Source organism: Aeromicrobium wangtongii (assembly GCF_024584515.1).
GTDB lineage: Bacteria > Actinomycetota > Actinomycetes > Propionibacteriales > Nocardioidaceae > Aeromicrobium > Aeromicrobium wangtongii.
In genome coordinates this window covers 1,196,595-1,221,041 of the sequence record NZ_CP102173.1, presented here as the reverse complement: position 1 = coordinate 1,221,041, position 24,447 = coordinate 1,196,595, and the positions used below count along the sequence as shown (strand labels likewise).

The window sequence follows — 24,447 nt, the reverse complement described above, 5'->3', positions numbered from 1 at the left end:
GGAGTGTCTGACCCGACCCCTAGATTGGAGGTATGGCCACCTCGACCGCTCCTTCGACCACTCGCCTGGGCGATGTCGTCCGGTGGCGGGCGATGGCCGAGTGGAACGAGCTCGAGGCGATGCTGGACTACCGCGACGCGGAGATGGCCCGGACCGCTTCGGTCGAGCCACCCATGCGTCGGCAGATCGAACGGTCGGCCATCTGCCTGTCGATCGGTGAGGCCACCGGGTTGAGCGAGGGACAGGTGCAGGGCCGACTCTCCGCGGCCGGGACGGTGCGCGAGCAGGCACCTTCGGTGTGGGACGCCTTCGGCGACGGTTTGGTCGACTTCACTCGCGTGCGTGACATCGCCGCGACGATCGACCAGCTCAAGCGGGCCGAGTCAGTCACCCGCCTCGACCGGTTGGTCGTCACCTACGCGGTGGACCACACGGGTGCTGAGCTGCGGGCCTGGTTGCGCCGATTCGTGCAGCGGGTCGAGGCCGACCTGGCGGTGGAACGCGCGGAGGACGAGCGCCGTCATCGGCACGTGGCCGTCCGCCACGGGGCCGACTCGATGGGAACTCTGTACGCATACCTGCCGTCCCATGAGCTGGCGGCGATCGAGGCGCGGTTGCGCAAGGAAGCGCGTCGCAACGTCGCCGATGATGACGAGCGCACCGTCGCTCAGCGCGAGGCCGACCAGCTGGTCGCCTGGTGCACCCACTCTGAGGCGGCCACCTCAGCGGTCGATGCCAACATCGCAGTGATGATCGATGCCGACGTGCTCGCGGGTGCCGTCGCCGGCTTCGCGGAGTCCACCGACGGGCGCTGGGCCGTCCCCGCCGGATGGATCGCCGCCGTGGTCGGCACCGGCAGCACCTTCTGGCACCGGATCGTGACCGATCCGGTGACCGACGACCTCCTCAGCCACGAGTACCTCGGCAGATTCAGTCCCGACACGTTGAATGTCGCGCTGCGCTTTCGTGACGGCGTCTGCCAGTCACCCGGCTGCATGGTGCCGGCCGAGCGTTGCGACATCGATCACCGAGAACCCTGGCCCGAAGGGCGCACGCGAGCCGACAATCTCGGCCCACTGTGCCGGCGGCATCACACGATGAAGGGCCACGGCGTCCTGAAGTGGTCCACCGGACCACCCGGACGACGTGACCCCTTGGTCATCGAGATCTACCTGTCACCCACGTCGATTGAGTTCGACGGGTGAGTGCTCAGCGTTTGTGAGCCGTGAGGCGCGTGGCAGCCCAGTCGGCCGTGGCCGACGACGTGGTCGTCACCGACAGACCCGCGACCTCCGCGGCTTCCACGACATCCGCGCCCGGCACGTAGTTGTCGCGCCCGACCTTCGGCGTCAGCAGCCAGACCGATCCGCCTTCGACCAGGTCCTGCAGCGAGTCGACCAGTGCGTCGGTCAGGTCGCCGTCACCGTCGCGCCACCACAGAATCACTCCGTCGACGTCTTCGCCGAAGTCGCCGTCCACCAGGTTGTTGCCGGTGTGACGCTCGACGTCGACACGGAGTTCTTCGTCGACGTCCTCATCCCAGCCCAGCTCCTGGATGACGGTGTCAGGACCGAAGCCCAGCTTGCCCGCGTCCACCGGTTTGTCTCCCTCACGTTTGTCCAAAACCTACTCAAAAGTAGGTTCGTCAGCATGGTTGCCGGTATCACAGTAGCGAACCCGGAGTGGAATGATGGACACGTCCACAAGACAACTGGGAGAGAACATGCCGCAATCCGGTCAGGAACGTCCGACAGTCATCCATGAGGGTCTGCCGACGCAGCTGCCCGACATCGATCCCGATGAGACGGCTGAATGGGTCAGCTCCCTCGACGAGATGGTCGACAGTCGGGGCCGAGGCCGCGCCCGCTACGTGATGCTGAAGCTCCTGGAACGGGCGCGCGAGCAGAACGTGGGCGTCCCGGCGCTGCTCAGCACCGACTTCATCAACACCATCCCGCCCGAGCGTGAACCCTGGTTCCCGGGCAACGAGGCGATCGAGCGACGCATCCGTTCGTACATCCGCTGGAACGCCGCCGTCATGGTGTCGCGCGCGAACCGTCCCGGCCTCGGCGTCGGTGGACACATCGCGTCGTACCAGTCGGCCGCCAGCCTGTACGAGGTCGGCTTCAACCACTTCTTCCGCGGCAAGAACCACCCCGGCGGCGGTGACCAGATCTACTTCCAGGGCCACGCCGCGCCCGGCATCTACGCGCGCTCGTTCCTCGAGGGCCGGCTGAGCGAGACCCAGCTGGACCGGTTCCGCCAGGAGCACTCGCACGGCGCCGGCAACGGGTTGTCGTCGTACCCGCACCCCCGCCTGATGAGCGACTACTGGGAGTTCCCGACCGTCTCGATGGGCCTGGGCGCGATCAACGCGATCTACCAGGCCCGGTTCAACCGCTACCTGCACAACCGCGGCATCAAGGACACCAGCCAGCAGCACGTCTGGGCCTTCCTCGGCGACGGCGAGATGGGCGAGGTCGAGTCGCTGGGCGCGATCGGCGTCGCGGCACGTGAGGAGCTGGACAACCTCACCTTCGTCGTCAACTGCAACCTGCAGCAGCTCGACGGCCCGGTCCGCGGCAACGGAAAGATCATCCAGGAGCTCGAGTCGACCTTCCGCGGCGCCGGCTGGAACGTCATCAAGGTCGTCTGGGGCCGCGAGTGGGACGACCTGCTGGCCCGCGACACCGACGGCGTCCTGGTCAACCAGATGAACCGCACCCCCGACGGCGAGTTCCAGACCCTCTCGGTCGAGACCGGCGCGTACAACCGCGAGCACTTCTTCGGTCCCGACCCGCGGCTGCGCAAGATGGTCGAGCACCTCTCGGACGAGGAGATCGAGCGCCTCCCCCGCGGCGGGCACGACTACCGCAAGGTCTACGCCGCCTTCGAGGCCGCGCAGAAGCACACCGGTCAGCCGACCGTCATCCTGGCCCACACCGTCAAGGGCTGGCTGCTGGAGTCGTTCGCGGGCCGCAACGCGACCCACCAGATGAAGAAGCTCACCAAGGACGACCTCAAGGGCTTCCGCGACCGCCTCAACATCCCTGTCACCGACGAGCAGATCGACGGGAGCGACATCGCGCCGTTCTACCACCCCGGTGAGGACAGCGAGGAGATGCAGTACATGAAGGCGCGGCGAGAGGCCCTCGGCGGCTCGCTGCCCCAGCGCATCGTCAACCCGACGACGGTCAAGCTGCCGGACCCCGCGATCTACGAGGAGCTCAAGAAGGGCTCGGGCAAGCAGCAGATCGCCACGACGATGGCCTTCGTGCGGCTGCTGCGCGATCTGATGAAGGATCCCGAGATCGGGCGCCGCATCGTCCCGATCGCGCCCGACGAGTACCGCACGTTCGGCATGGACTCGATGTTCCCGTCGGCCAAGATCTACAACCCGGCCGGCCAGACGTACGAGTCGGTCGACCGCAAGCTGCTGCTGGCGTACAAGGAGTCGGCCCAGGGCCAGCTGCTGCACGAGGGCATCAGCGAGGCCGGCGCCATGGCGTCGGCGATCGCGGCGGGCAGCGCGTACTCCACGCACGGCGAGCCGATGATCCCGGTCTACCTGTTCTACTCGATGTTCGGCTTCCAGCGGACGGCCGACTCGATCTGGGCGATGGCCGACCAGCTGGCCCGCGGATTCCTGATCGGCGCGACGGCCGGACGGACGACGCTGACCGGCGAGGGCCTGCAGCACGCCGATGGACACTCGCCGCTGATCGCGCAGACGAACCCTGCGGTCGTGCACTACGACCCGGCGTTCAGCTTCGAGATCAGCCACATCGTCAAGCAGGGTCTCGAGCGCATGTACGGGACGAGCGACGCGTTCCCGCACGGCGAGGACATCATCTACTACCTGACGGTCTACAACGAGGCCTTCAACCAGCCGGTCGAGCCGGAGGACGTCGATGTCGAGGGCCTGCTCAAGGGCGCCTACGTGTACCGCAAGGCCACCGGTGACGGCATCGCCGCGCGCATCATGGCCTCGGGCATCGCGGTGCCGTGGGCGCTGAAGGCCCAGGAGATCCTCGCTGCCGACTACGGTGTCGCGGCCGATGTCTGGTCCGTGACGTCATGGAACGAGCTGGCGCGCGACGCCATCGCGGCCGAGCAGTGGAACCTGAACCACCCCGGCCAGTACAGCAAGGTGCCGTACATCACGGGCAAGCTCATGGACTCCAGCGCCGTCACGGTCGCGGTCAGCGACTACATGCGCGCCGTGCCCGACCAGATCGCCCGCTGGGTCCCCGGACCGTGGCAGTCGCTGGGCACGGACGGATTCGGCTTCGCCGACACCCGCGCCGCGGCACGACGCACCTTCCAGGTCGACGCCGAGTCGATCGTGGTGTCCGTGCTGCAGACGCTGGCCCAGGCCGGTTCGGTGGCCGCCGAGACGGCCCACGAGGCGTTCACCCGCTTCCGCATCGACGACCCGACCGCGGTCGCGGGAGTGGAGCAGGTGGGGGGCGACGCCTGACCGGCACTGCATGGCAGCGTGGTTGGGGCGCCCTTTAAGATGACCACCATGCTCCGATGGTCGCGCGCGTTCCTCCGATGGCCGTATGCATTTGCGTTCTGCCTCTCGCTGGCCGTGGGCGCGACCGCGATCTACTACTCGCAGGATCTGGGCGTCGGCCTCAAGGACCCCGAGGGGTTCTTGGGGCCGGCGTACATCCGCCTGCCGCTGCTGGGCCTCCTGCTGTTCGCCGCCGGCCTCGCCCCGCAGGCCATCCACCGCTATGGCTTCCGACGGATGCTGCCCGGCATGCGCACGATCGTCCGCGACGAGTGGAACCTGCGACGCGTCGCCTACGCCGCGACCGGCATGGTGTCGTTCTACATCTGCTACGTCAGCTACCGAAACCTCAAGAGCTATCTGCCGCTGCTGGGTGGCGACACGATCCACGACCGAGCACTGCTGGAGCTCGACCACTTCCTGTTCTTCGGCAACAACCCGGCCGAGGTGCTGCACTCGGCGCTCGGCACCACGGTCGCCGCGCAGGTGCTGGCCGTCCTGTACGTGCTCTACCTGCCGGTCGTGCCCATCACGGTGGCCGCGGTCCTGGTCCTGCACCGCGACTTCACCGTCGGCGCCTGGTACGCGACCGCCGTCAGCCTCAACTGGGTGCTCGGCACCATCAGCTACTACTCGCTGCCGTCGCTCGGCCCGGCGTTCTACGAGCCACAACGCTTCGCCGACCTGCCCGAGAACGGTGCCACCCAGCTGCAGATGTCATTGCTGCGCGGAGCGTTCGGCTTCAAGGAGGACCCGCAGGGCGACAAGATCTTCGGCATCGCCGGCTTCGCGTCCCTGCACGTCTCGGTGGTCTTCACCCTGGCCCTGTTCCTGCACTACGCGCGCCTGGCCCGCGTCCTGCGCTACACCGCGTGGGTCTACCTCGGCTTCACGATGCTGGCCACCCTGTACCTCGGCTGGCACTACATCGCCGACGACATCGGCGGACTGGTGATCGGCGCTGTCGCGGTGTGGGTCGGCGCACTCGTCACCGGCAACACCAAGCGGCAGAAGCGCAAACGACTGGCCGCCGAACAGGCCGGCGCCCCGGACCCCGCGGAGCCCGTCGGCTCGCGCCCTGCGACTCCCGAGCCCTCGGTCTCCCCGGCCCCCTGACTCAGACGATCGCGGGGCGCGGCGCCGCCGGCTGCTCGACGCTCTCCAGCTCGTGCTGGTCGCCTCGCTTGAGCAGCGCTCGCCATCGCCCGCGGTGGTAGTGCGCCGGGGCGTTGGCCTCGATGAACTGCTGGACCAGCCGCGCGAACTGCTCCGGGTGGTCGCGGTGCGGGAAGTGCCCGCTGTCCTCCAGCACGTGGACGTCGGAGACCGGGCTCGGCGCGGACTCGGCGTGTGACACGGGGATGACCATGTCCTCCCGCCCCCAGATGACCATGACGGGCATGAGCCGGGCCAGATAGCTGCGATCGGTCATCGTGACGAACTGGCCACGCCAGTCCACGACGTGGCTCGTGACCCGTTGGACGGCAGTTCGCAGCGCGGGATCGGCCAGCGACTCGTAGATCCGGGCCACCTCGCCGAGATCGCGGGTCGCCGAGATGGGCAACCGGGACAGCGATGCCAGGGCGCCGCGGACCAGCGGCCGCCACGGACGCATCGTGGCCACCGCGATCGCCATGCCACTGCCGGGGACCGTCATCAGGCGGATCAGCGGGGTGACCTCCTTGCCCAGCCCGCCGGTGGACACCAGCACGACGCGTTCGGTCCGGTCGGGGAACTGGTAGGCGAACTGCATCGCCACTCCCCCGCCGAAGCTGTGCCCGATGACCGTCACCTTGTCGATGCCCAGGACGGTGAGCAGATCGCGCATCCCGTTGGCGTAGCCCCCGAGGGAGTAGTCGGCATTGGGCTTGTCGGACTGGCCGTGCCCGAGCAGATCGGGCGCGATCACGGTGTGGTGCTCTGCCAAGGCAGGCATCACGTCGACCCAGGTCGAGGAGTCGCAGGCCAGTCCGTGCAGCAACAGCAGGGCTGGGCCGGACCCGGCGATGCGATACGCCCGCCGGTGGCCGTGCACGACGACGTACTGCACGTCCTCGATGCTCTCCATCGATCAAGTCTAGAACGGCGGCGAACAACAGTCCGGGCCTTGCCGTGAGTGTGACGTGATCGGCGGCGCCGTCTCGGTAGACTGAGCGCGTGCCCTCTCCCTCCTCGGTCCGTGAGCAGCTCACCGACATCTTGGTGCGCGTCGTCGGGTGCCCCGCCGACGCCGTCGTCCCGTCCGCGAAGCTCAAGGACCTCGGCACGGACTCGATCGCGATCGTGGAGGTGGGCGAGGAGCTGGGTCGACGCTTCGGCGTCTACCTCTCGGACACGACCATCGACTCGATGACCACCGTGCAGGACGCCATCGATGCCGTGGTCAATCACGACAGTGGCGCCGCTGCGTCCCACCCGTCCGCCGCGTCCCAGCCCGCACCGGTGATCCACCACGACCCGGAGGTGCGCCGCACCAAGCTGCGCACATTCGCGGCGACCTTCGTGTTCTTCGGCCTGGTGATCGGCGGTGCGGTGGGCCTGGGCGGCGCGGCCCTCGTGAGCGCGACCGGCATCAGCAAGGTCGACCTGCCGGCGATCGGCGTGACGGCCACGCCCACCCCGAAGCCCGAGCCGGCCACGAAGAAGAAGGCCGCGCCGAAGAAGGCGACGCCGACCGACGACCCGAAGCCGACCATCAACACGTCCAGCGAGCGGGTGGCCCCCGGTGAGCGCTTCCTGCTCAGCGGGGCGTTCCCGGGCAGCCCGGACGGTCAGACCCTGCAGGTGGAGGTCAAGGACGGCTCCGGTGCCGGCTGGGACGACTTCCCGATCCAGACGCAGATCCGGGACGGCGGCATCTTCCGTACCGAGCTCTACACCTCGCGCACCGGCGAGCGGACGTTCCGGATCAAGAACACCGTGACCGGCGAGACGACCCCGACGATCAAGGTCACGATCGGCTGAGCCCGGCTCAGATCACCTGGTGCAGCCAGCGCACCGGGGCGCCCTCGCCGGCGTGCCGGAACGGCTCGAGCTCGGCGTCCCACGCCACGCCCAGCAGCCCGTCGAGCGCCGTGTCCATGTCGATCTCACCCAGCGCGACCTTGACCCGGAACGCCTTGATGCGGTCCTCGGGGATGAGGATGTCGCCGTGCAGGCCGGTCAGGGCGTGGAAGATGCCCAGGTCCGGCGTGTACGAGTAGCGCGCGCCCTCGCTGGACGCGGTGGGCTCCTCGGTGACCTCGAACCGCAGCTGCTCCCAGCCCCGCAGCGCGGACGCCAGCTTGGCCGCAGTGCCCGACCGGGCCTGCCACGACAGCTCCGCGCGGTAGGTGCCGGGCTCTGCCGGCTGCGCGACCCAGCTGAAATCGGGCGTGCCACCGAGCACGCCTGCCACCGCCCACTCGACATGCGGGCACAGGGCAGACGTGGATGAGTGCACAAACAGCACACCCCGCGTCGGGGTCGTCGGCGAAGACAAGTTCATGGATGCCTCCCTAGGTCGCCTTCCCCAGCGTCTCGGGAACATCCGGGACCATTGTGTCGTACTTTTGGGTGACCGGACAACATCTTCACGAGGGAATGTCGAATGACGACCGAGATCCACGACAATGCGCTCGACTCACGCTTCGAGATCACCGTCGACGGCGACCTGGCGGGCTACGTCGACTACCGCAAGCACGGGGACGAGTACGCCCTCCCGCACACCCGGGTCTACCCGCAGTTCGAGGGCCGCGGCATCGGCGGGCAGCTGATCTCCGGCGCCCTGTCCGAGATCGCCGCACGCGGCGGCACGGTGCTGCCGTACTGCCCGTTCGTGCCGAAGGTCATCCGGGACAACCCGGAGTTCGTGGAGCTCGTGCCGGCCGATCAGCGATCGACCTTCGGTCTGTAGCTCTGGTAGGGCGGGCGGGGCTCGAACCCGCGACCAAGGGATTATGAGTCCCGTGCTCTGACCAGCTGAGCTACCGCCCCATGGGAATGCGGGCTTAGCCTACCGACATGGACTCCTCACCTGATGGACCCGCACCGCTGGAACCCGTCGACGAGAGCTGGGAACGCGCCCTCGTGGTCGTGGCGCACCCGGACGACGTCGAGTTCGGGACGGCGGCTGCGGTCGCCCGGTGGACCGATCAGGGCAAGACGGTCGTCTACTGCATGGTCACCAGCGGCGAAGCAGGCATCGACGCCCTCCCGCCGGAGGAGTGCCGCATGGTGCGCGTGGCCGAGCAGATCGAGTCGGCCCGGATCGTCGGCGTCGACACGGTCGACTTCCTCGGGCTGCCCGACGGCGTGCTGGAGTACGGCGTCGCACTGCGGCACGCGATCACCGGAGTCGTCCGGCTGCACCGGCCCGAGGTGATCATCACGAACAACTTCCGCGAGACCTGGGGCGGCTCGGCGCCCAACCAGCCCGATCACATGGCCGTCGGCCGGGCGGCGCTCAACTCCGCCGGGGACGCCGGCAACCGGTGGGTCTTCTCCGATCAGCTGATCGAGGGCGTCGAGCCGTGGGGCGGTGTGAAGCAGGTGTGGGCGGCGGGATCGCCCGATGCGACCCACGCGGTCGACACCACCGACACGTTCGACCGCGGCGTGGAGTCGCTTGCAGCGCACCGGGCGTACATCGAGGGACTGGGCTGGGAGAACTTCGACCCCGCCGAGTTCCTCGAGGGCGTGTCGCGCCCGACCGGCGGGCGGCTCGGCACGACCCACGCAGCGTCCTTCGAGGTCTTCTCGCTGCAGTGGGGTCAGTGAGGGTCGTGCTGCAGCGGGCGAAACCGGTCCGCGCGCTCAGCGAAGGACGTTCACCGCGCGCGCGACGACCAGGCCCGTGATGACCAGTGACGTCACGGCCTGGAACGACATGACCATCTTGGCCCACCGCGCCAGCGGCATGACGTCGGTCGGGCTGAACGCCGTGGCGTTGGTCAGCCCGAGGTAGAGATAGTCCACGAAGTGCGGGCGCCACCCGTCGGGACCCACCCCGGGATTGAGCTGCTGCGGGAAGGCCAGATCGGGACTGCGCGGCATCCGCTCCGCGCGCGCAGCGGCCCCTCCGCAGTCGAGCTCGAAGTAGAGCAGTGCACAGGCGATGACGGTGCCCAACCAGACGCAGGCGCTCGCCTGGAGCAGCTCCGTAGCCGAGTCCGTCGTCGGACCCGCGTCGAGGATGTCGACGACGAGCCGAAACGTCGACCACATCGCCCCCACCGACAGCACGGTGATCAGCGCCACCGAGGCCACCCGCAGCTCGGTGGTCCGCCGCGAGATCCGTCCCGGGTCCCCCGCGAGCAGCGCGACGAGCAGGAGGCCCGAGATGACGGGCAGCACCCAGGGGCCACCCAGCCGCAGGTCGCTCGGCAGCGAGATGGTCACGCCCATGGCGACCACGACGGCGGCCGCCATGGGCCACCGCGTCTCACCGTCGGGCTCGACCTCGCGCCAGCCGTGATCGTGCTCCATCAGTGGTGACGCTAACCGGGCCGCGCCACCACGTCTGGGGCCGAAGGGCCCGGAGAAATGCGGTGATGAACGACGAAACCCCCGCCGAGGCGGGGGTTTCGTGGGTCCTGCTCCCCCACTTGGACTCGAACCAAGAACCCTCCGATTAACAGTCGAATGCTCTGCCAATTGAGCTATGGGGGATCGGCTTCTCACTGGTGAGGAGCACGGTCACCAACCTTAGCAAGCCCCCTTCGGAGTTGTCGCATCGCCTTCCCCTCGATGGTCCGAACCTGCGAGATGGTGAGCCCCAGATGGTCCGCGGCGGCGCGGCGGCTCATGGGCGATGAGCCCTGCGATCCCAGCCCGAATCGCAGGACGACCACCTGCGCCTCCACCGCCGTCAGAGGCGCCAGCAACGGCCCGCAGCTCCCAGCCACGGGGCCGTCGGCCAGCGGCTCGATGTCGTCCAGCGGAAGCTCCCGATGCGGTGTGCGCATCATCTCCGCACCGATCCACCGCCACGCGTACGTCGACAGCCGCACACCCCGGTCGGGATCGAACCGGTCGACGGCACGGATGAGGCCCACGGCGCCTGACTGCACGGCATCACGCAGGTCCTCCCCCTGCAGGCCCAGCATCCGCGCCCTGAGGGCCACAGAACGCATTCCGGAGGTGATCAGAGCCTCCCGGGCCTCGAGGTCCCCGTCGCGCGCCTGACGGGCCAGCAGCTGCTCCTGGGCCGCGGAGAGCGCCGGCGCGGCCATCAGGGTTCGGACGAATCGATCCATGCCGCCAGCGTGGGCCGTCCAGACGGGCCGTGGCACCCGTCCGACGCGTCCCTGTGGAGGCGGGCGGGACGTCCGTCAGCTGGGGACGTCGCCGGCCAGCGAGCGGTCGCGCAGATCGCGCAGCTGCTGCTCGAGCGCTATCAGCTCACCGAACATCCGGTTGTACGTCTCGGCCTCGTCGATCGGGTTGGTGCGCTGCAGCTTGGACTTGACCTCGGCCACGCGGCGCCCGAGCGTCAGGATCTGCAGCCGGATGATGTCCGACATCACCACGGCCGCCGTGTTGCCCCGGGCGTGCAGCGGCTCGACCGCGGCGATCGACAGGATCCTCTTGGCGTCCTCGTCATGCACCGAGTCCGCCAGCTGCGGCAGCCAGTTGCTGTCCGGGCCCGTCGGCCACGGCATCGCCTCGATGTGCTTCCAGAGCACCTTCGAGATCGGGTGCGTGAAGTCGTTGTCGTCGAGGTCGTCGGCGTACTTCGCGGCGAGGTGCGGATGCTGCACGATCGCCTTGAGCGCCTCGCGCTCGTCGGCGAACTGCGGCAGCCCGAAGTTGACCGCCGGCGACGGCGGCGGGGGCGCCGGGGCCTCGGCCTGGCCGGGCCTGACGGGCTGCTGCCCCGGTGTGGCCTTCGCGGCGATCGCCATCCGGCGACGGTGCTCGCTGCGCACCTGGTCGACGTCGGTGCCCACCCGGCCGGCGATCTCGCGCAGCAGCTCGTCGACCTTGGAGCGGTCGCGGATCGCGGAGGCCAGCGTGACCGCCTCGCGCACGGCGTCGACGCGCTGGTCGCCGCGGTCGAGGTCGTACTTGCTGAGCATGTTCTCCAGCACGAAGCGGTACAGCGGGATGCGGGAGGCCACGAGCTCGCGGACCGCGGCGTCGCCATCGGCCAGCCGCAGGTCGCACGGATCCATCCCGCGCGGCTCGACCGCGACATAGGTCTGGGCGACGAACTGCTGGTCGCCGTTGAAGGTCTTGATCGCGGCGCGCTGGCCGGCCTCGTCACCGTCGAAGGTGAAGATCACCTCGCCGTGGAACGCCTGGTCGTCCAGCATCAGCCGGCGCATGACGCGGGCGTGGTCCTCGCCGAAGGCGGTGCCGCAGGTCGCCACGGCCGTGGTCACGCCGGCCTCGTGGCAGGCCATGACGTCGGTGTAGCCCTCGACGATGACGGCCTGGCCGGAGGAGGAGATCGACCGGCGGGCCAGGTCGAGGCCGTAGAGCACCTGGCTCTTCTTGTAGATGGGCGTCTCGGACGTGTTGAGGTACTTGGCCTCGACCCGGTCGTCGTCGAACATCCGGCGGGCGCCGAAGCCGATCACCTCGCCGGTCATCTCCCGGATCGGCCACAGCAGGCGGCCGCGGAAGCGGTCGTACAGGCCGCGGTTGCCGCGCGACGCCAGTCCGCCGACGACCAGCTCGTCGTCGGTGAAGCCCTTGGACTTCAGGTGCGCGACGAGCTGCTCGCCCCCGCGCGGCGCGAAGCCCATGCCGAACTTCTCGGCGGCAGCCTGGTCGAAGCCGCGGTCCTTGACGAACTGGCGGCCCGCCTGGGCATCCGGCGACGACTGCAGGGTCGCGGCGTAGAACTCCCCCGCCTCGCGGTGCGCGGCGAGCAGCCGAGGACGCTGGTTGGGATCGCGGCGCGGTCCCGGCGTGCCGCCGTCCTCGTAGCGCAGCGTGATGCCGCTCTTGGCCGCGAGTCGCTCGACGGTCTCGACGAAGCTGAGGCCCTCGATCTCCATCACGAACTTGAAGACGTCGCCGCCGGCCCCGCAGCCGAAGCAGTGGTAGGAGCCGACGGAGGGGCGCACGTTGAACGACGGCGACTTCTCGTCGTGGAACGGGCACAGTCCCTTGCGGGAACCGCCGCCGGCGTTCTTGAGCGTCACGTACTGCTCGACGACCTCGTCGATGCGGGTGCGTTCACGGACGAGCTGGATGTCCTCGTCCTTGATGCGCCCGGCCATGAGGTGAATGGTAGTCCGGACCGCCCGCACCCCGTGGGCCGCGTCAGCCCAGCAGCCGCAGGCCCCAGGCGCGCGCCGAGACGTCCGTGAGGCTGGCCACCTGGTCGATCACGACCCGCCGACGCGCGGCGTCGTCCTGGGCCTCGGCGAAGTCCTGGGCGAACTCGGCCTCGAGCTCGCGGCCCTCCGACCGGTCGAGCGCCCTGACCAGCTCGTGCAACAGCTCGCGTTGCTGCCCGAGCATCATGGCCCGGTCGTCCGACCGCATGACGTAGTGCGCTGCGATCGACTTGAGCACCGTGATCTCGTCCCTGGTGTCGACCGGCACCTCGAGGTCGGCGCCGTACCGGGTCAGCGGACCACTGCCCCACGCCTCGATCGTCGCCCCCTCCGCGGCGTTCGCGAACCGGCCGATCAGCGCACTGGTCAGGCTCTTGAGCACGGCGCGCTCGGCCCGGCGGCCGTCGAAGGAGGTCGTCGGCCACTCGGGCATCTCCTCGAGCCGCGCGAGAGCCGCGTCGAGGCGGTCGTCGGTGGCGGTCGGGTCGTACCAGTCGCGCGCGACGTCATGGATCGACGCGATGTCCAGGTCGCCGACGCGCAGCCCGAACCAGCCGCCCACGACACCGTCCTCGACATCGTGCACCGAGTAGGCGATGTCGTCGGACAGGTCCATGACCTGCGCCTCGATCGGACGCCGCCGCGCCGGCGCACCGTCCCGCAGCCACTCGAACACCGGCAGATCGTCGGCGTACACGCCGAACTTGCCGGAGCCGTCCGTGTCCTCGCCGCGCCGCCACGGATACTTCACGCACGCCGACAGCGTCCCGCGGGTGAGGTTGAGCCCGACACTGCGGCCGTCCGGTGCGAAGGTCTTGGACTCCAGCCGGCTCAGGATCCGCAGCGTCTGCGCATTGCCCTCGAACCCGCCGCACGACTGCGCCGCCTCGTCCAGCGCGACCTCGCCGTTGTGGCCGAACGGCGGATGCCCCAGGTCGTGGGCCAGTGCGGCGGAGTCGACGATCTCCGGATCGCAGCCCAGCGCCTTGCCCAGCTCGCGGGCGACCTGCGCAACCTCCAGGGAGTGCGTCAGCCGGTTGCGGACGAAGTCGTCGAAGCCTGCACCCATGACCTGGGTCTTGGCCGAGAGCCGACGCAGCGCCGCGGAGTGCACGATGCGGCCACGATCGCGCTCGAACGAGGTGCGGCCGGAGCGCTTGGGCGGCTCGTCGACGTAACGCTCGTACGCCTCGTCGCCGTACGGGTCGTGGGTCATCGGATCTGCTTGGCCATGGACAGGTCGGTCGTCTCGAACCCGGACGACTCGTAGAGACCGACCGCTGCCTCGTTGTGGGCGAACACGTGCAGCTTCAGGACGGCGATGCTGTGATCGGCGCACCACGCCTCCGCCGCCTCGAGCAGGGCCCGGCCGAGACCGCGGCCGCGCTCGCCCTCGACCACCTCGATGTCGTGGATGAACGCCTGCGGCGCGGGCCCCGTGGTGTCGGTGGCCAGCCACAGCCAGCCGACGTCACGACCCTCGGACCGAGCGACGAACAGGTCGTGGCCGGGGGTGTCCAGGCCCAGCGGCAGGTCTGCGCCGATGTCGTGGCGAGAACGCTCGACGGCGCCGCGCTCGGGCCAGGCGCCGGCTTCCACCTTGTCGTGGGCGTAGCTGACGATCAGCTTCTCGTTCCAGGACGCGAACTGCTCAGGCGTCATGGGCTGGAGAGTCAATGACATGGCGCCAGCGTAGTCAGAACCGTCCGTTGCGCGGACGCGGCTGGCACACGGGGCACCAGAACGACGACCGGTTCATGAACGGGTCGCGACGGATCGGCGTCCCGCAGCGCTGGCACGGCAGGCCCTCCTGCCCGTAGGCCTGCAGGGAGCGGTCGAAGTAGCCGCTGTTGCCGTTGACGTTGACGTACAGCGCGTCGAAGGACGTCCCGCCCTGGGCCAGCGCCTCGCGCATGACGTCGCCGATGTGGCCGAGCAGCGACTCGACCTCCTTGATGCGCAGGTGCCGGGTGTTGCGGGCGTAGTGCAGCGGTGTGCGCCACAGCGCCTCGTCGGCGTAGATGTTGCCGACCCCCGAGATCAGCGTCTGGTCGAGGATCGCGCGCTTGACGCCGGTCTGCCGCTTGCGGATGCGTGTCACGAACTCTGCCGGGTCGAACAAGGGGTCGAGCGGGTCGCGGGCGATGTGCGCGATCTCCGCGGGCAGCTCGGCACCGTCCTCGCTGAACGACATCCCGCCGAAGATGCGCTGATCGGCGAAGCGCAGCTCGCGGCCGTCGTCCAGGGCCAGCGTGATGCGCAGGTGACGCGGCGGCGGCGCGGCGGCGTCCGAGACCAGGAACTGCCCGCTCATGCCCAGGTGGCACAGCACCGCATCGCCGTGGTCCAGCTGCATCCACAGGTACTTGCCGCGGCGGGCGGCGCCGACCACCGTGCGCCCCTCGAGGCGGTGGACGAAGTCGGCCGGCCCGGCCAGGTGGCGACGCACCGAGCGGACGTCGTGGACCGTCACACCGGTGATCGTGCGACCGACGACGTGATCGGCGATGCCGAGGCGGACGACCTCGACCTCGGGAAGCTCGGGCACGGCGCGACTAGGAGGTCTGGAGGCCGGCGTTGATCTCGCGCCAGGCGATCTCGGCGACCATCTGCTCGGCTTCCTTCTTGGAGCGTCCGGCGCCGCCGCCGAACGTCCGCTCCCCCACCACGACCTCGGCGGTGAAGCTCTTGTCGTGATCGGGGCCGGTGCCGACCAGGACGTACCGGGGCACGCCCAGGCCGTTGTTGGCCGAGATCTCCTGCAGGGACGTCTTCCAGTCCAGGCCGGCGCCGAGCTTGGCGGCGTCGGCGATCACCGGGTCGAAGACCCGGTGGATGACCTCGGCGGCACGCTCGATGCCGAACTGGACGTAGATCGCGCCCAGGATCGCCTCGACGGTGTCGGACAGGATCGAGGCCTTGTCGCGACCGCCGGTCGCCTCCTCGCCCCGTCCGAGGCGGATGTGCTCGCCGATGCCGAGCGTCCGTGCCACCACCGCCAGCGCCTTGGCGCTGACGACCGCCGCCCGGAGCTTGGCCAGCTGGCCCTCCGGGAGGTCGGGATGGTTCGTGAACAGCGTGTCGGTCACGACGAGCCCCAGCACCGAGTCGCCCAGGAACTCCAGGCGCTCGTTGTTGGGGATCCCGCCGTGCTCGTACGCGTACGAACGGTGCGTCAGGGCATGCTGAAGCAGCTCCGGGTCCAGGTCCTCGACACCGAGGACCTCCCGGAGCGCATCAGCGCTGAGTGCGGCTGTGATCAGAGGACCTGGCGACGCTCGCCGCGAGCTCCGTACTGTCCGCACTTGGTGCACGCGTGGTGCGGCTGCACCTTGGAGTCACACGCAGGGTTGGCGCAGTCGACGATCGCCGTTGCGGTGGTCTTCCACTGCGAACGACGGTGACGCGTGTTGCTGCGCGACATCTTCCTCTTCGGGACTGCCACGATCTACTCCTTGCTGTTGTCGGACGTGATGTCCGACTCTGACTGGTCGGCTGGCGGGACCGGTTGCTCCGCCAGCTGGCTCAGCGCCGACCACCGAGGGTCGATCGCCTCACCGTGTGTGTGATCTGGGTCATCCGCGAGTCGTGCCCCACACTCGGGGCACAGTCCCGGACAGTCCGGACCACACAACGGGTTCTGCGGAAGTGCAAGCACCACCGCGTCCCGCAGGACGGGCTCAAGGTCAAGCAGCTCGTCCTCGAGGACATGATCCTCTTCGTCCGCCTCCTCCGGGTTGGAGGGTGCGTCGTAGAGGTAAAGCTCCTGGAATCCGACGACCACAGGCTCGTCGATCGGCTCCAGGCACCGCACACACTCGCCCACGGCCCGACCCGAGAAGGTTCCTGTTGCCAAGATCCCCTCCATGATCGCCTCGAGCCGGAGCTCGAGCTCGATCGTGGAGCCCTCGGGCACGGCGTAGACGTCGTAACCCATCTCTGCCGGCGCCTCGACCGTGCGGGTGAAGGTGCGTTCGGCACCGGGCTTGCGACCCATCTCGTGGGTATCGAAGACCAGGGGTCCGGTGTGCACGCTCACTCATCCGTCCAAGAGCACGACAAAAGAAAAACCTGCGAACAGGCCGACGTCAATCGTAACCCGGCGGACCACGCCGAGGCCAATCGGCCCCGCCCGTGTCGGAGGCGGGTGCGAGACTGGAAGCCATGACCGAGGGCACCGTGCTGCACGCAGACCTCGACGCGTTCTACGCCTCGGTCGAGCAGCGCGACGACCCGGCATTGCGAGGACGGCCGGTCATCGTGGGCGGCGGCGTCGTGCTGGCCGCCAGCTACGAGGCCAAGGCGCGCGGCGTCCGCACCGCGATGGGTGGACGCCAGGCGCTGCGCGTGTGCCCCGACGCCATCGTGGTGCCGGCCCGCTTCGAGGCCTACACCGAGGCCAGTCGCGCGGTGTTCGAGGTGTTTCACGACACGACGCCGCTGGTCGAGGGCCTGTCGATCGACGAGGCCTTCCTCGAGGTCGGCGGACTGCGCCGCATCCGCGGGCTGCCGTCGGCCATCGCCGCCCAGCTGCGCGTCGACGTGCGCGAGCGCGTCGGCCTGCCGATCTCGGTCGGGGTCGCCCGCACCAAGTACCTCGCGAAGGTCGCCTCGGCGGTCTCCAAGCCCGAGGGCCTGCTGGTCGTCCCCGTCGAGCGCGAGCTGGAGTTCCTGCACGCCCTGCCGGTCGAGCGGCTCTGGGGTGTCGGCAAGGTCACCTCGGGCAAGCTGCGGGACGCCCGCATCCACACGGTTGGCGATGTGGCCAAGATGCTCGAGATCGAGCTGGTGCAGCTGCTCGGCTCAGGAGCCGGGCGCCACCTGCACGCCCTGGCGCACAACCGGGATCCCCGTCCGGTCCAGACCGGCAAGCGCCGCGGCTCGATGGGCGCCCAGCACGCGATGGGCGGAGGCGATCACTCCCCCGCCGAGATCGACCTCGCGCTGCTCACCCTCGTCGACCGGGTGACCCGGCGGATGCGCGCCGCCGGACGCACGGGCAGCACCGTCACGATCCAGCTGCGCTTCGGCGACTTCACCCGCTCCACCTCCTCGCACACCCTGGCCCGCCCGACCGCCCACACCGTGACGGTGCTCGACGTCGCCCGGCGCCTGCTGGCGTCCCGCGCCGGGACGATCAAGGACAAGGGCATCACGCTGATCGGGGTGACCCTCGGCTCGCTCGACGACCAGCCCGAACAGCTGGCACTGCCGCTGGACGTCACCTCCGGGGCCGAGCTGGACGACGCCATCGACGCGGTGCGCGACAAGTTCGGCTCGGCCGCCCTGCGCCGTGCCGTCCAGCTGGGCAAGCGCGACCCGATCGCCGCCCCCCACCTGCCCGACTGACGCGCGTGGGGGTTTGACCGGGTCAGGCGTCGGGGAGGGCGGCGAAGGCCTTCTTCGTGTCGTTGTACCAGCCGAGCGACTTCTTGGGGTGGCGCCACCGGCCCTTCATGGCGTCGCGCGCCGGCTGGTGCGCTGCGTCGCCGGCCTTCTCGGCGTCCTTGAGGTGCTTGTCCTGGGCATTGATGACGTCGTCGGCGCTCTCTCCGTGGTGCTCGAGGTCGCACGGACCGCCCAGCTGGCGGCAGGTCATGGTCTTCATGGCGTTCTCCTCTGTGTCGAATGTCCCAGTGTCGGGTGTTCGTTGGTCGAGCGTCGGGTGATCTGCTGAAGCGCCTCGGGCTCGGCGCGGAATGTGATCGCGGTGACCCGGCCGTCGGCCAGCGAGAAGTCGAACAGCACCTTGGCCTCGCCGCGGTGGAACCACGCGTAGCCGGGCCGGTCGCGGTACGACACCGCCAGCGCGGCGTGAGCGCTGCCGTTGAAGAACTGGGCCACGTCACGGCGACCGTCGATCCGCTGCGGGGTGCCGGCAGCGACGGCCGCGATGTCAGCCGTCACCGCCACGTCCGGGGCCAGGAGCGCGATGAGCCGCTCGAAGTCGCCCTCGCGCGCGGCGGCCATGAAGGCGTCGACGACCTCCCAGTCGGTCAGCTGGTCCTCCGCTGCCGGCTGCCGGACCTTGGCGCGGGCGCGTGAGGCCAGCTTGCGCGCGGCGGCCGGCGTCGTGTCGAGGACCGCGGCGATGGCCGAGAAGTCGAAGCCGAAGCTGTCGTGCAGCACGAAAGCCACCCGCTCGCGAGGCGCCAGGCGCTCCAGGACGACGTTCAGCGCGACGCCCACCGAGTCGGCCACCGCGACGTCGTCGGCGGGATCAGCGGCGTGCTCCGTCGCCTCGACGTCCTCGACCGGCACCGGCGTCCGGACCCGCAGCCGATCCAGGCACAGCCGGCCGGTCACCGTCGTGAGCCACGCGGGAAGGCTCGCGATGTCGCTCCCGGCGGAGTGCAGACGCAGCCACGCCTGCTGCACGACGTCCTCGGCCTCCGCCGGGTCGCCGAGCACGCGGGTCGCGAGCCGGGTCAGCCTCGGTCGCTCGGCCTCGAAGGCCTCGGTGGGGTCCATGTCTGTATGACGCCTGAGGCCTGACAGATGTGACCGTCAGGCGTACTTCTTCTTCAGCTCGTCGTTGACGAAGCCGGGGACGAGCGCCGAGACGTCGCCGCCGTGCTTGGCGACCTCCTTGACCAGGCTCGAGGCCAGGAAGGAGTACTCCGGGGACGTCGGGATGAAGACGGTGTCGACATCGGTGAGGCTGCCGTTCATCTGCGCCATCTGCAGCTCGTAGTCGAAGTCGGTGACCGCGCGCAGACCCTTGACGATCGCGTCGATGCCGTTGCTGGTGCAGAAGTCGACCAGCAGCCCAGTGAAGGACGCGGTGGAGACGTTGGGCAGGTGCCGGGTGGCCTCGGTCAGCAGGTCGAGGCGCTCCTCGATCGTGAACAGGCCCTTCTTGTTCTCGTTGACCAGCACCGCCACGACGACCTCGTCGAACAGGTGGGCGGACCGCTCCACGATGTCCAGGTGCCCGTTGGTCACGGGATCGAACGAACCGGGGCACACGACCTTCGTCATGCCAGCGACCGTACCGCAGCGCGTCCGTACCAGAGCGTCGTCTCCCCGTACTTCTTGCTGCGCAGACCTTCGACGCCCTCCGGCCACACGAACGGGTCGCGGGTCGACCGCTCGACGACGAACAACGTGTCCGCGTCCCCGAACGACTCGTTGACGGCGGCGACCAGCCCCGCGACGGCATCGGTGGGCAGCGCGTACGGGGGGTCGACGAACACCAGGTCGAAGGTGTCCCGGTCGCCGTCCTCGACCCACCGCTCGGCCTTGCTGCGCTCCACGACGCCGGGCGCCCCGAGCTCGGACAGGTTGCGCTTGATGACCGAGGCCGCCTGCGTGTTGGCCTCGACGAACACGGCGTGCTCGGCGCCGCGCGACAGCGCCTCGATGCCCAGGGCACCCGAGCCGGCGAACAGATCCAGCACACGGACGCCGTCGAAGCCCCCCAGCTCGGACTCCAGCGACGAGAACAAGGCCTCCCGGACCCGGTCCGAGGTCGGCCGGGTGCCGTCGCCCTTGGGTGCTTGGATGCGGCGTCCGCCGTACTGGCCGGCGATGATGCGTGTCATGTTCTCTCCAGGTAGTCGGCCTGCTCGGAGTGCTCCAGCTCGTCGACCGCCGCCGCCAGCGCCGGGTGGTCGGCCAGCGAGGGATCGGCCAGCACGAGGGCGTCGGCCTCGGCGCGGGCCTCGTCGATGACCGCACCGTCCTTGACCACCGAGAGCAGGCGCAGGCTGGAGCGGACGCCCGACTGCGCCGCGCCGAGCACATCGCCCTCGCGCCGCAGCTCGGCGTCGAGCCGCGACAGCTCGAAGCCGTCGGTCGTCGACGCCACCGCGTCGAGGCGCTCGCGGGCCGGCGAGTCAGGATCGCTGCCGGTGACCAGCAGGCACAGCCCGGCCTCCGAGCCGCGGCCGACCCGCCCTCGCAGCTGGTGCAGCTGGGAGACGCCGAACCGGTCCGCGTCCATGATCACCATGACCGTGGCGTTGGGCACGTCGACGCCGACCTCGACGACGGTCGTCGCGACGAGGACGTCCAGATCGCCCGCCGCGAAGGCGTTCATCGTCGCGTCCTTGTCGTCGGGGCTCATCCGTCCGTGCAGCGCGCCGACGCGAAGCCCGTGCAGCGGGCCACCGACCAGCTCCTCGTGCAGCTCGACCAGCGAGGACGTCTCGTTGGTGCCGTCCTCGTCGACGTCTCCGATGCGGGAGACGACCACATAGGCCTGGCGTCCCTTGCCGACCTCCTCGCGCACCCGCTCCCACCCACGCTCGAGCCATGCGGGCCGCTCCAGGTACGGCACGACGGTGGTCTGGATGGGCTGACGCCCGGCGGGCAGCTCGCGCAGCGTCGAGACCTCCAGGTCGCCGAACACCGTCATCGCGATGGTGCGCGGGATGGGGGTCGCGGTCATGACCAGGACGTGCGGCTTGACCTCCGAGCGGTCGACCAGCGCCGCCCGCTGCTCGACGCCGAACCGGTGCTGCTCGTCCACGACCAGCAGGCCGAGCTCGGCGAACTGCACGTGGTCCTGGATCAGGGCGTGCGTGCCGATCACGATGCCCGCCTCGCCGGATGCGGCGTCCAGCAGGGAGGCGTTGCGGGCCTTGGCGCCCAGCGACCCGGTCAGCAGGCGGACCCGGGTGGCCACGTCGGCGCCGCCGAGCATCCCACCCTTCGCCAGGTCGCCGAGCATCGCGGTGATCGCGCGATAGTGCTGCGATGCGAGCACCTCGGTCGGCGCGAGCAGCGCCGCTTGCGCCCCGGCGTCGACGACCTGCAGCATCGCCAGCAGCGCCACGATCGTCTTGCCCGATCCGACCTCGCCCTGCAGCAGCCGGTGCATCGGGTGCGTGCGGGACAGATCGGCCGAGACCTCACCGACGACCGTGCGCTGCCCGCCCGTGAGCGTGAACGGCAGCTGATGCTCGAACCGGTCGCGCAGGCCCCCGTCGACGGGCGGACGGGCCACGGCGCGCTCGTGCTCGAGGGCGTGACGGCGCTGCGCGAAGACCGTCTGGACGACGAAGGCCTCCTCGAAGCGGAACCGGTCACGGCCCACCTGCCAGTCCTTCTCGCTGCGGGGACGGTGGATGGCCTCGAAGGACCCGGACATGTCGTAGAAGCCCCGCGCCGCCCGGATCGGCTCCGGGAGCGGGTCGTCCATGGGGCCCACGGCGTCCAGGCACATCTCGACGCACTGGGCGATCTTCCACGTCGGCATCTTGGCCGTGGCGCGGTACAGCGGGATGATGCCGCGGCTCAGCCGGGACGACTCGGTGGGATCGGCCGACTCGTCGATCGGCTCCCAGTCCGGGTGCGTCAGCTGCAGCTTGCCGTTGAACTGGCTCACGACCCCCGCCGCCAGGCCCAGGGAGCCGTCGCCCATCGCCTTGAGCCGCCACGCCTGCTGGAAGAACGTCAGGGTCAACCGCCCGGTGCCGTCGGTCACCACGACCTCGGTGCGGGTCCGCTTGCCGCCGGGGCCGAAGGAGTAGTTCTTGACCGAGGCGACGCGCGCCATGATCGTAACGTGCTGGCCGACCTCCAGCTTCGACAGATCGGTCAGCTTGCCCAGCTCGGCGTAGCGGCGTGGGTAGTGACGCAGCAGGTCGCCGACGACCCGCATGCCGAAGGCCTTCTCCAACGGCTTGGCGGTCTTGTCGCCGATCACGTTGACCAGCTTCGTGGTGAGGTCGACCATCACTCGACCGCGATGAACAACGGATAGTTCTCCTGGCCGCCCTCGTAGACCACGAGATCGACATCGGGCCGCGAGACCCGCAGGTACTCGCCGATGGCGTCCGCGTGCTGCGGGTCGGCGCCGTCGCCCAGGACGACGGTCACCATCTCGGCGGCGGGCGACAGGATGCGGTCGATGACGCCGTACGCCACCTCGAGCACCTCGTGGCCGATCACCGCGAAGTCGCCCATGACGACGCCCAGGACGTCGCCGGGGCCGACCGGGCCCGCCATCGTGATGCCCGGCTCCGTCGCGAACGTGACCGCACCGTGCTGCGTGTGGGCCGCGGCGCTGGACATCGCGACCACGACCTCGTCGAAACCGAGCCCCGGATCGTGGACGGCCAGCGCGGCGAGTCCCTGCACCTGCGCATGGGTCGGGATGACGGCGACCCGGATGCCGTCCTGCCGGGCGGCTTGCGCGGCGGCCTCGAACTGGCGGATGTAGCGGATGTTGTTGGGCAGCACGATGATCTCGCCGGCACCTGCCTCGCGCAGCGACGCACTCATCTCGGCCACGGTCAGCGGCTGCTCGCGGCTGAACTCCAACGTGTGGGCCCCGACCTCGCGGCACAGCCCGGTGAGACCCGTCCCGGTCGTCGCGGCGATGACGACCCGGTCCAGGCGCGGACCGCGCGCCACCTGGTCGGCGAAGTGCGTGACGGCGATGCGGTAGGGACGGCCCGCGGCGATGCCCACCTCGATCGCGGCACCGACGTCGTCGACGTGCACGTGCACGTTCCAGAGGCGCTCACCGCCCACCACGACGAGCGAGTCGCCCAGCGCCATGAGGGCCGAGCGGAGCTCGGGGATGCGGTCGTCGTCAGCCTCGAGCAGGTACATGACCTCGTAGGAGGGTCCGTCGGCGCTGAGGTCGTCGCCCGTGACGGGGATCGGCTGGGGGACGTGAGCCGACACCTGCTCGGGGACGCGCCCGGTCAGCGCCTGCTCGGTCGCGTCGAGCACCACGACGAGCGCGCGCCCGCCGGCGTCGACGACGCCCGAGCGCCGCAGCAGGTCCATCTGCTCAGGGGTGCGGGCCAGCGCCTCGCGAGCCGCTCGTGCCGCCCTGGCGAAGACGGTGCGGCCGTCGACCCCGGCCTCGGCCGCCTCGGTCGCACCGGCCGCGGCGGCCTTCGCGACCGACAAGATGGTGCCCTCGACGGGTGCGCCGACCGCCGCCCACGCGGCGTCCGACGCCGCGACGAAGGCCTGGGCGACGTCGGCCGCGCTGACCTCCCGCCGGATCGACAGGTCGGCGAAGCAGGCCCGCACCAGCTGGGACAAGATGACGCCGGTGTTGCCCTTGGCGCCGGTCAGCAGCCCGTCGACATAGGCCTTGACCAGCTCGTCGAAGCCGGCGTCCTGCGGCTGCGCCTGCACGGCGTCATCGCCCGACACGAAGGTCAGGTACGCATTCGTCCCGGTGTCGCTGTCGGGGACCGGGAACACGTTGAGGGCGTCGATCTCGGCGCGTGCGGACGACAGGGCTCCCGCGCACAGCTGCGTCCACGCGCGAAATGCCGCGGCGTTGAGGGTGAGGCCCATGGGGCGAGGCTATCGTCCGCCACCCCCTCGTGGGCCGACCAGACGGCCTGATTGGCATCGGCGTCGGGTGGTCGGCTATTCTTGAGCGGTTGTCGTCTGGCAGTGCGGGTCACCGTCCTCCCGACAGCATCCCCATTTCTCGGTAAGTCTCAATATTTCAGGAGTTCGCCATGGCTGCGGTCTGTGATGTGTGTGCCAAGGGACCTGGTTTCGGCCACAACGTCTCCCACTCGCACCGACGCACGAAGCGTCGTTTCGATCCGAACATCCAGCGCGTGCGCGCCGTCATCAACGGCACCCCGCAGCGGGTCAACGTCTGCACGTCGTGCCTCAAGGCCGGCAAGGTCTCGCGCTAGTTCCCGCTGGTCAGTTCCGCTGAATTGACCTTAG

At 69.7% G+C, this 24,447-nt stretch carries 26 protein-coding genes and 2 tRNA genes; 8 read left to right on the top strand and 20 right to left on the bottom strand.

What is annotated here, in order from left to right:
- Positions 1-32: 32 nt before the first annotated feature.
- Entirely contained in the window at positions 33-1,205 is a 1,173-nt protein-coding gene (locus NQV15_RS06190; protein WP_232398845.1) for an HNH endonuclease signature motif containing protein, read from the top strand.
- Between the two features lie 4 nt (positions 1,206-1,209).
- Here the strand turns inward: NQV15_RS06190 and NQV15_RS06185 are convergent, their stop codons facing one another.
- Positions 1,210-1,596 carry a DUF3052 domain-containing protein gene (locus NQV15_RS06185; RefSeq protein ID WP_232398843.1) on the bottom strand — a complete coding sequence of 129 codons (387 nt, stop codon included), beginning with the start codon at positions 1,594-1,596 and terminating at the stop codon, positions 1,210-1,212.
- 127 nt (positions 1,597-1,723) lie between these two features.
- On the opposite strand from NQV15_RS06185, the gene aceE reads away from it, so the two are divergent.
- The gene (aceE, locus tag NQV15_RS06180) at positions 1,724-4,480 is read left to right on the top strand and encodes a pyruvate dehydrogenase (acetyl-transferring), homodimeric type (protein ID WP_232398842.1); all 2,757 of its coding nucleotides are present in this window, start codon (positions 1,724-1,726) and stop codon (positions 4,478-4,480) included.
- Positions 4,481-4,528: 48 nt separating this feature from the next.
- Positions 4,529-5,635: a phosphatase PAP2 family protein gene (locus tag NQV15_RS06175; RefSeq protein ID WP_232398841.1), complete on the top strand. Its 1,107-nt coding sequence runs from the start codon at positions 4,529-4,531 to the stop codon at positions 5,633-5,635.
- A 1-nt stretch (position 5,636) separates the two neighbouring features.
- Here NQV15_RS06175 and NQV15_RS06170 read toward each other — a convergent pair whose 3' ends face one another.
- Positions 5,637-6,587 carry an alpha/beta fold hydrolase gene (locus tag NQV15_RS06170; protein WP_232398838.1) on the bottom strand — a complete coding sequence of 317 codons (951 nt, stop codon included), beginning with the start codon at positions 6,585-6,587 and terminating at the stop codon, positions 5,637-5,639.
- 89 nt (positions 6,588-6,676) lie between these two features.
- On the opposite strand from NQV15_RS06170, the gene NQV15_RS06165 reads away from it, so the two are divergent.
- On the top strand, positions 6,677-7,483 hold the full coding sequence (locus tag NQV15_RS06165; RefSeq protein ID WP_232398836.1) for an acyl carrier protein: 807 nt from the start codon (positions 6,677-6,679) through the stop codon (positions 7,481-7,483).
- A gap of 7 nt (positions 7,484-7,490) precedes the next feature.
- Here NQV15_RS06165 and NQV15_RS06160 read toward each other — a convergent pair whose 3' ends face one another.
- Complete coding sequence (locus NQV15_RS06160) at positions 7,491-8,006, bottom strand: DUF3145 domain-containing protein (protein ID WP_232398834.1); 516 nt, start codon at positions 8,004-8,006, stop codon at positions 7,491-7,493.
- A 102-nt stretch (positions 8,007-8,108) separates the two neighbouring features.
- Here NQV15_RS06160 and NQV15_RS06155 point away from each other — a divergent pair, with 102 nt between their 5' ends.
- Entirely contained in the window at positions 8,109-8,414 is a 306-nt protein-coding gene (locus tag NQV15_RS06155) for a GNAT family N-acetyltransferase (RefSeq protein WP_232398833.1), read from the top strand.
- A gap of 3 nt (positions 8,415-8,417) precedes the next feature.
- Here NQV15_RS06155 and NQV15_RS06150 read toward each other — a convergent pair.
- Positions 8,418-8,494: transfer RNA gene (locus NQV15_RS06150), tRNA-Ile, on the bottom strand.
- A 27-nt stretch (positions 8,495-8,521) separates the two neighbouring features.
- Here NQV15_RS06150 and NQV15_RS06145 point away from each other — a divergent pair.
- Positions 8,522-9,277, top strand: a complete 756-nt coding sequence (locus NQV15_RS06145; protein WP_232398831.1) for a PIG-L deacetylase family protein — start codon at positions 8,522-8,524, stop codon at positions 9,275-9,277.
- Positions 9,278-9,313: 36 nt separating this feature from the next.
- Here NQV15_RS06145 and NQV15_RS06140 read toward each other — a convergent pair whose 3' ends face one another.
- The 10 genes from NQV15_RS06140 to NQV15_RS06095 all read right to left on the bottom strand — a co-directional run bounded on the left by NQV15_RS06140 (position 9,314) and on the right by NQV15_RS06095 (position 16,822).
- A complete protein-coding gene (locus tag NQV15_RS06140; protein ID WP_232398829.1) occupies positions 9,314-9,985 on the bottom strand; it encodes a hypothetical protein in 672 nt (223 codons plus the stop codon).
- A gap of 110 nt (positions 9,986-10,095) precedes the next feature.
- Positions 10,096-10,168 (bottom strand) — tRNA-Asn (locus NQV15_RS06135).
- Positions 10,169-10,176: 8 nt separating this feature from the next.
- Positions 10,177-10,755 (bottom strand): sigma factor, encoded by a 579-nt coding sequence (locus NQV15_RS06130; RefSeq protein ID WP_232398827.1) that lies wholly within the window; start codon positions 10,753-10,755, stop codon positions 10,177-10,179.
- A 75-nt stretch (positions 10,756-10,830) separates the two neighbouring features.
- Complete coding sequence (gene dnaG / locus NQV15_RS06125) at positions 10,831-12,729, bottom strand: DNA primase (protein WP_232398825.1); 1,899 nt, start codon at positions 12,727-12,729, stop codon at positions 10,831-10,833.
- A gap of 43 nt (positions 12,730-12,772) precedes the next feature.
- Positions 12,773-14,005: a deoxyguanosinetriphosphate triphosphohydrolase gene (locus tag NQV15_RS06120; RefSeq protein WP_232398823.1), complete on the bottom strand. Its 1,233-nt coding sequence runs from the start codon at positions 14,003-14,005 to the stop codon at positions 12,773-12,775.
- A complete protein-coding gene (locus NQV15_RS06115; RefSeq protein ID WP_232398822.1) occupies positions 14,002-14,472 on the bottom strand; it encodes a GNAT family N-acetyltransferase in 471 nt (156 codons plus the stop codon). The genes NQV15_RS06120 and NQV15_RS06115 overlap by 4 nt, the downstream gene beginning before the upstream one ends.
- Before the next feature lie 13 nt (positions 14,473-14,485).
- Entirely contained in the window at positions 14,486-15,337 is an 852-nt protein-coding gene (gene mutM / locus NQV15_RS06110) for a bifunctional DNA-formamidopyrimidine glycosylase/DNA-(apurinic or apyrimidinic site) lyase (protein ID WP_232398820.1), read from the bottom strand.
- Between the two features lie 7 nt (positions 15,338-15,344).
- Positions 15,345-16,103 (bottom strand): ribonuclease III, encoded by a 759-nt coding sequence (rnc, locus tag NQV15_RS06105; RefSeq protein WP_439647521.1) that lies wholly within the window; start codon positions 16,101-16,103, stop codon positions 15,345-15,347.
- Complete coding sequence (gene rpmF / locus NQV15_RS06100) at positions 16,049-16,234, bottom strand: 50S ribosomal protein L32 (RefSeq protein ID WP_056607529.1); 186 nt, start codon at positions 16,232-16,234, stop codon at positions 16,049-16,051. Before rpmF ends, rnc begins: the two co-directional genes overlap by 55 nt.
- A 3-nt stretch (positions 16,235-16,237) precedes the next feature.
- Positions 16,238-16,822 (bottom strand): YceD family protein, encoded by a 585-nt coding sequence (locus tag NQV15_RS06095; protein ID WP_232398818.1) that lies wholly within the window; start codon positions 16,820-16,822, stop codon positions 16,238-16,240.
- Positions 16,823-16,953: 131 nt separating this feature from the next.
- On the opposite strand from NQV15_RS06095, the gene dinB reads away from it, so the two are divergent.
- Positions 16,954-18,138, top strand: coding sequence for a DNA polymerase IV (gene dinB / locus NQV15_RS06090; protein WP_232398816.1), 1,185 nt, complete (start codon positions 16,954-16,956; stop codon positions 18,136-18,138).
- Positions 18,139-18,160: 22 nt separating this feature from the next.
- On the opposite strand, the gene NQV15_RS06085 is transcribed toward dinB, so the two are convergent.
- The 6 genes from NQV15_RS06085 to NQV15_RS06060 are packed head-to-tail and all read right to left on the bottom strand — an operon-like array spanning position 18,161 to position 24,057.
- Complete coding sequence (locus NQV15_RS06085; protein WP_232398814.1) at positions 18,161-18,397, bottom strand: hypothetical protein; 237 nt, start codon at positions 18,395-18,397, stop codon at positions 18,161-18,163.
- On the bottom strand, positions 18,394-19,260 hold the full coding sequence (locus tag NQV15_RS06080; protein ID WP_232398812.1) for a sigma-70 family RNA polymerase sigma factor: 867 nt from the start codon (positions 19,258-19,260) through the stop codon (positions 18,394-18,396). The genes NQV15_RS06085 and NQV15_RS06080 overlap by 4 nt, the downstream gene beginning before the upstream one ends.
- A gap of 36 nt (positions 19,261-19,296) precedes the next feature.
- Complete coding sequence (gene coaD / locus NQV15_RS06075; RefSeq protein WP_232398810.1) at positions 19,297-19,770, bottom strand: pantetheine-phosphate adenylyltransferase; 474 nt, start codon at positions 19,768-19,770, stop codon at positions 19,297-19,299.
- Positions 19,767-20,333: a 16S rRNA (guanine(966)-N(2))-methyltransferase RsmD gene (gene rsmD, locus NQV15_RS06070; protein WP_232398808.1), complete on the bottom strand. Its 567-nt coding sequence runs from the start codon at positions 20,331-20,333 to the stop codon at positions 19,767-19,769. Before rsmD ends, coaD begins: the two co-directional genes overlap by 4 nt.
- Complete coding sequence (recG, locus tag NQV15_RS06065; RefSeq protein ID WP_232398806.1) at positions 20,330-22,471, bottom strand: ATP-dependent DNA helicase RecG; 2,142 nt, start codon at positions 22,469-22,471, stop codon at positions 20,330-20,332. The genes rsmD and recG overlap by 4 nt, the downstream gene beginning before the upstream one ends.
- Positions 22,471-24,057, bottom strand: a complete 1,587-nt coding sequence (locus NQV15_RS06060) for a DAK2 domain-containing protein (protein WP_232398803.1) — start codon at positions 24,055-24,057, stop codon at positions 22,471-22,473. Before NQV15_RS06060 ends, recG begins: the two co-directional genes overlap by 1 nt.
- A gap of 170 nt (positions 24,058-24,227) precedes the next feature.
- Here NQV15_RS06060 and rpmB point away from each other — a divergent pair, with 170 nt between their 5' ends.
- Entirely contained in the window at positions 24,228-24,413 is a 186-nt protein-coding gene (gene rpmB, locus NQV15_RS06055; protein ID WP_108577479.1) for a 50S ribosomal protein L28, read from the top strand.
- Positions 24,414-24,447 lie beyond the last annotated feature (34 nt).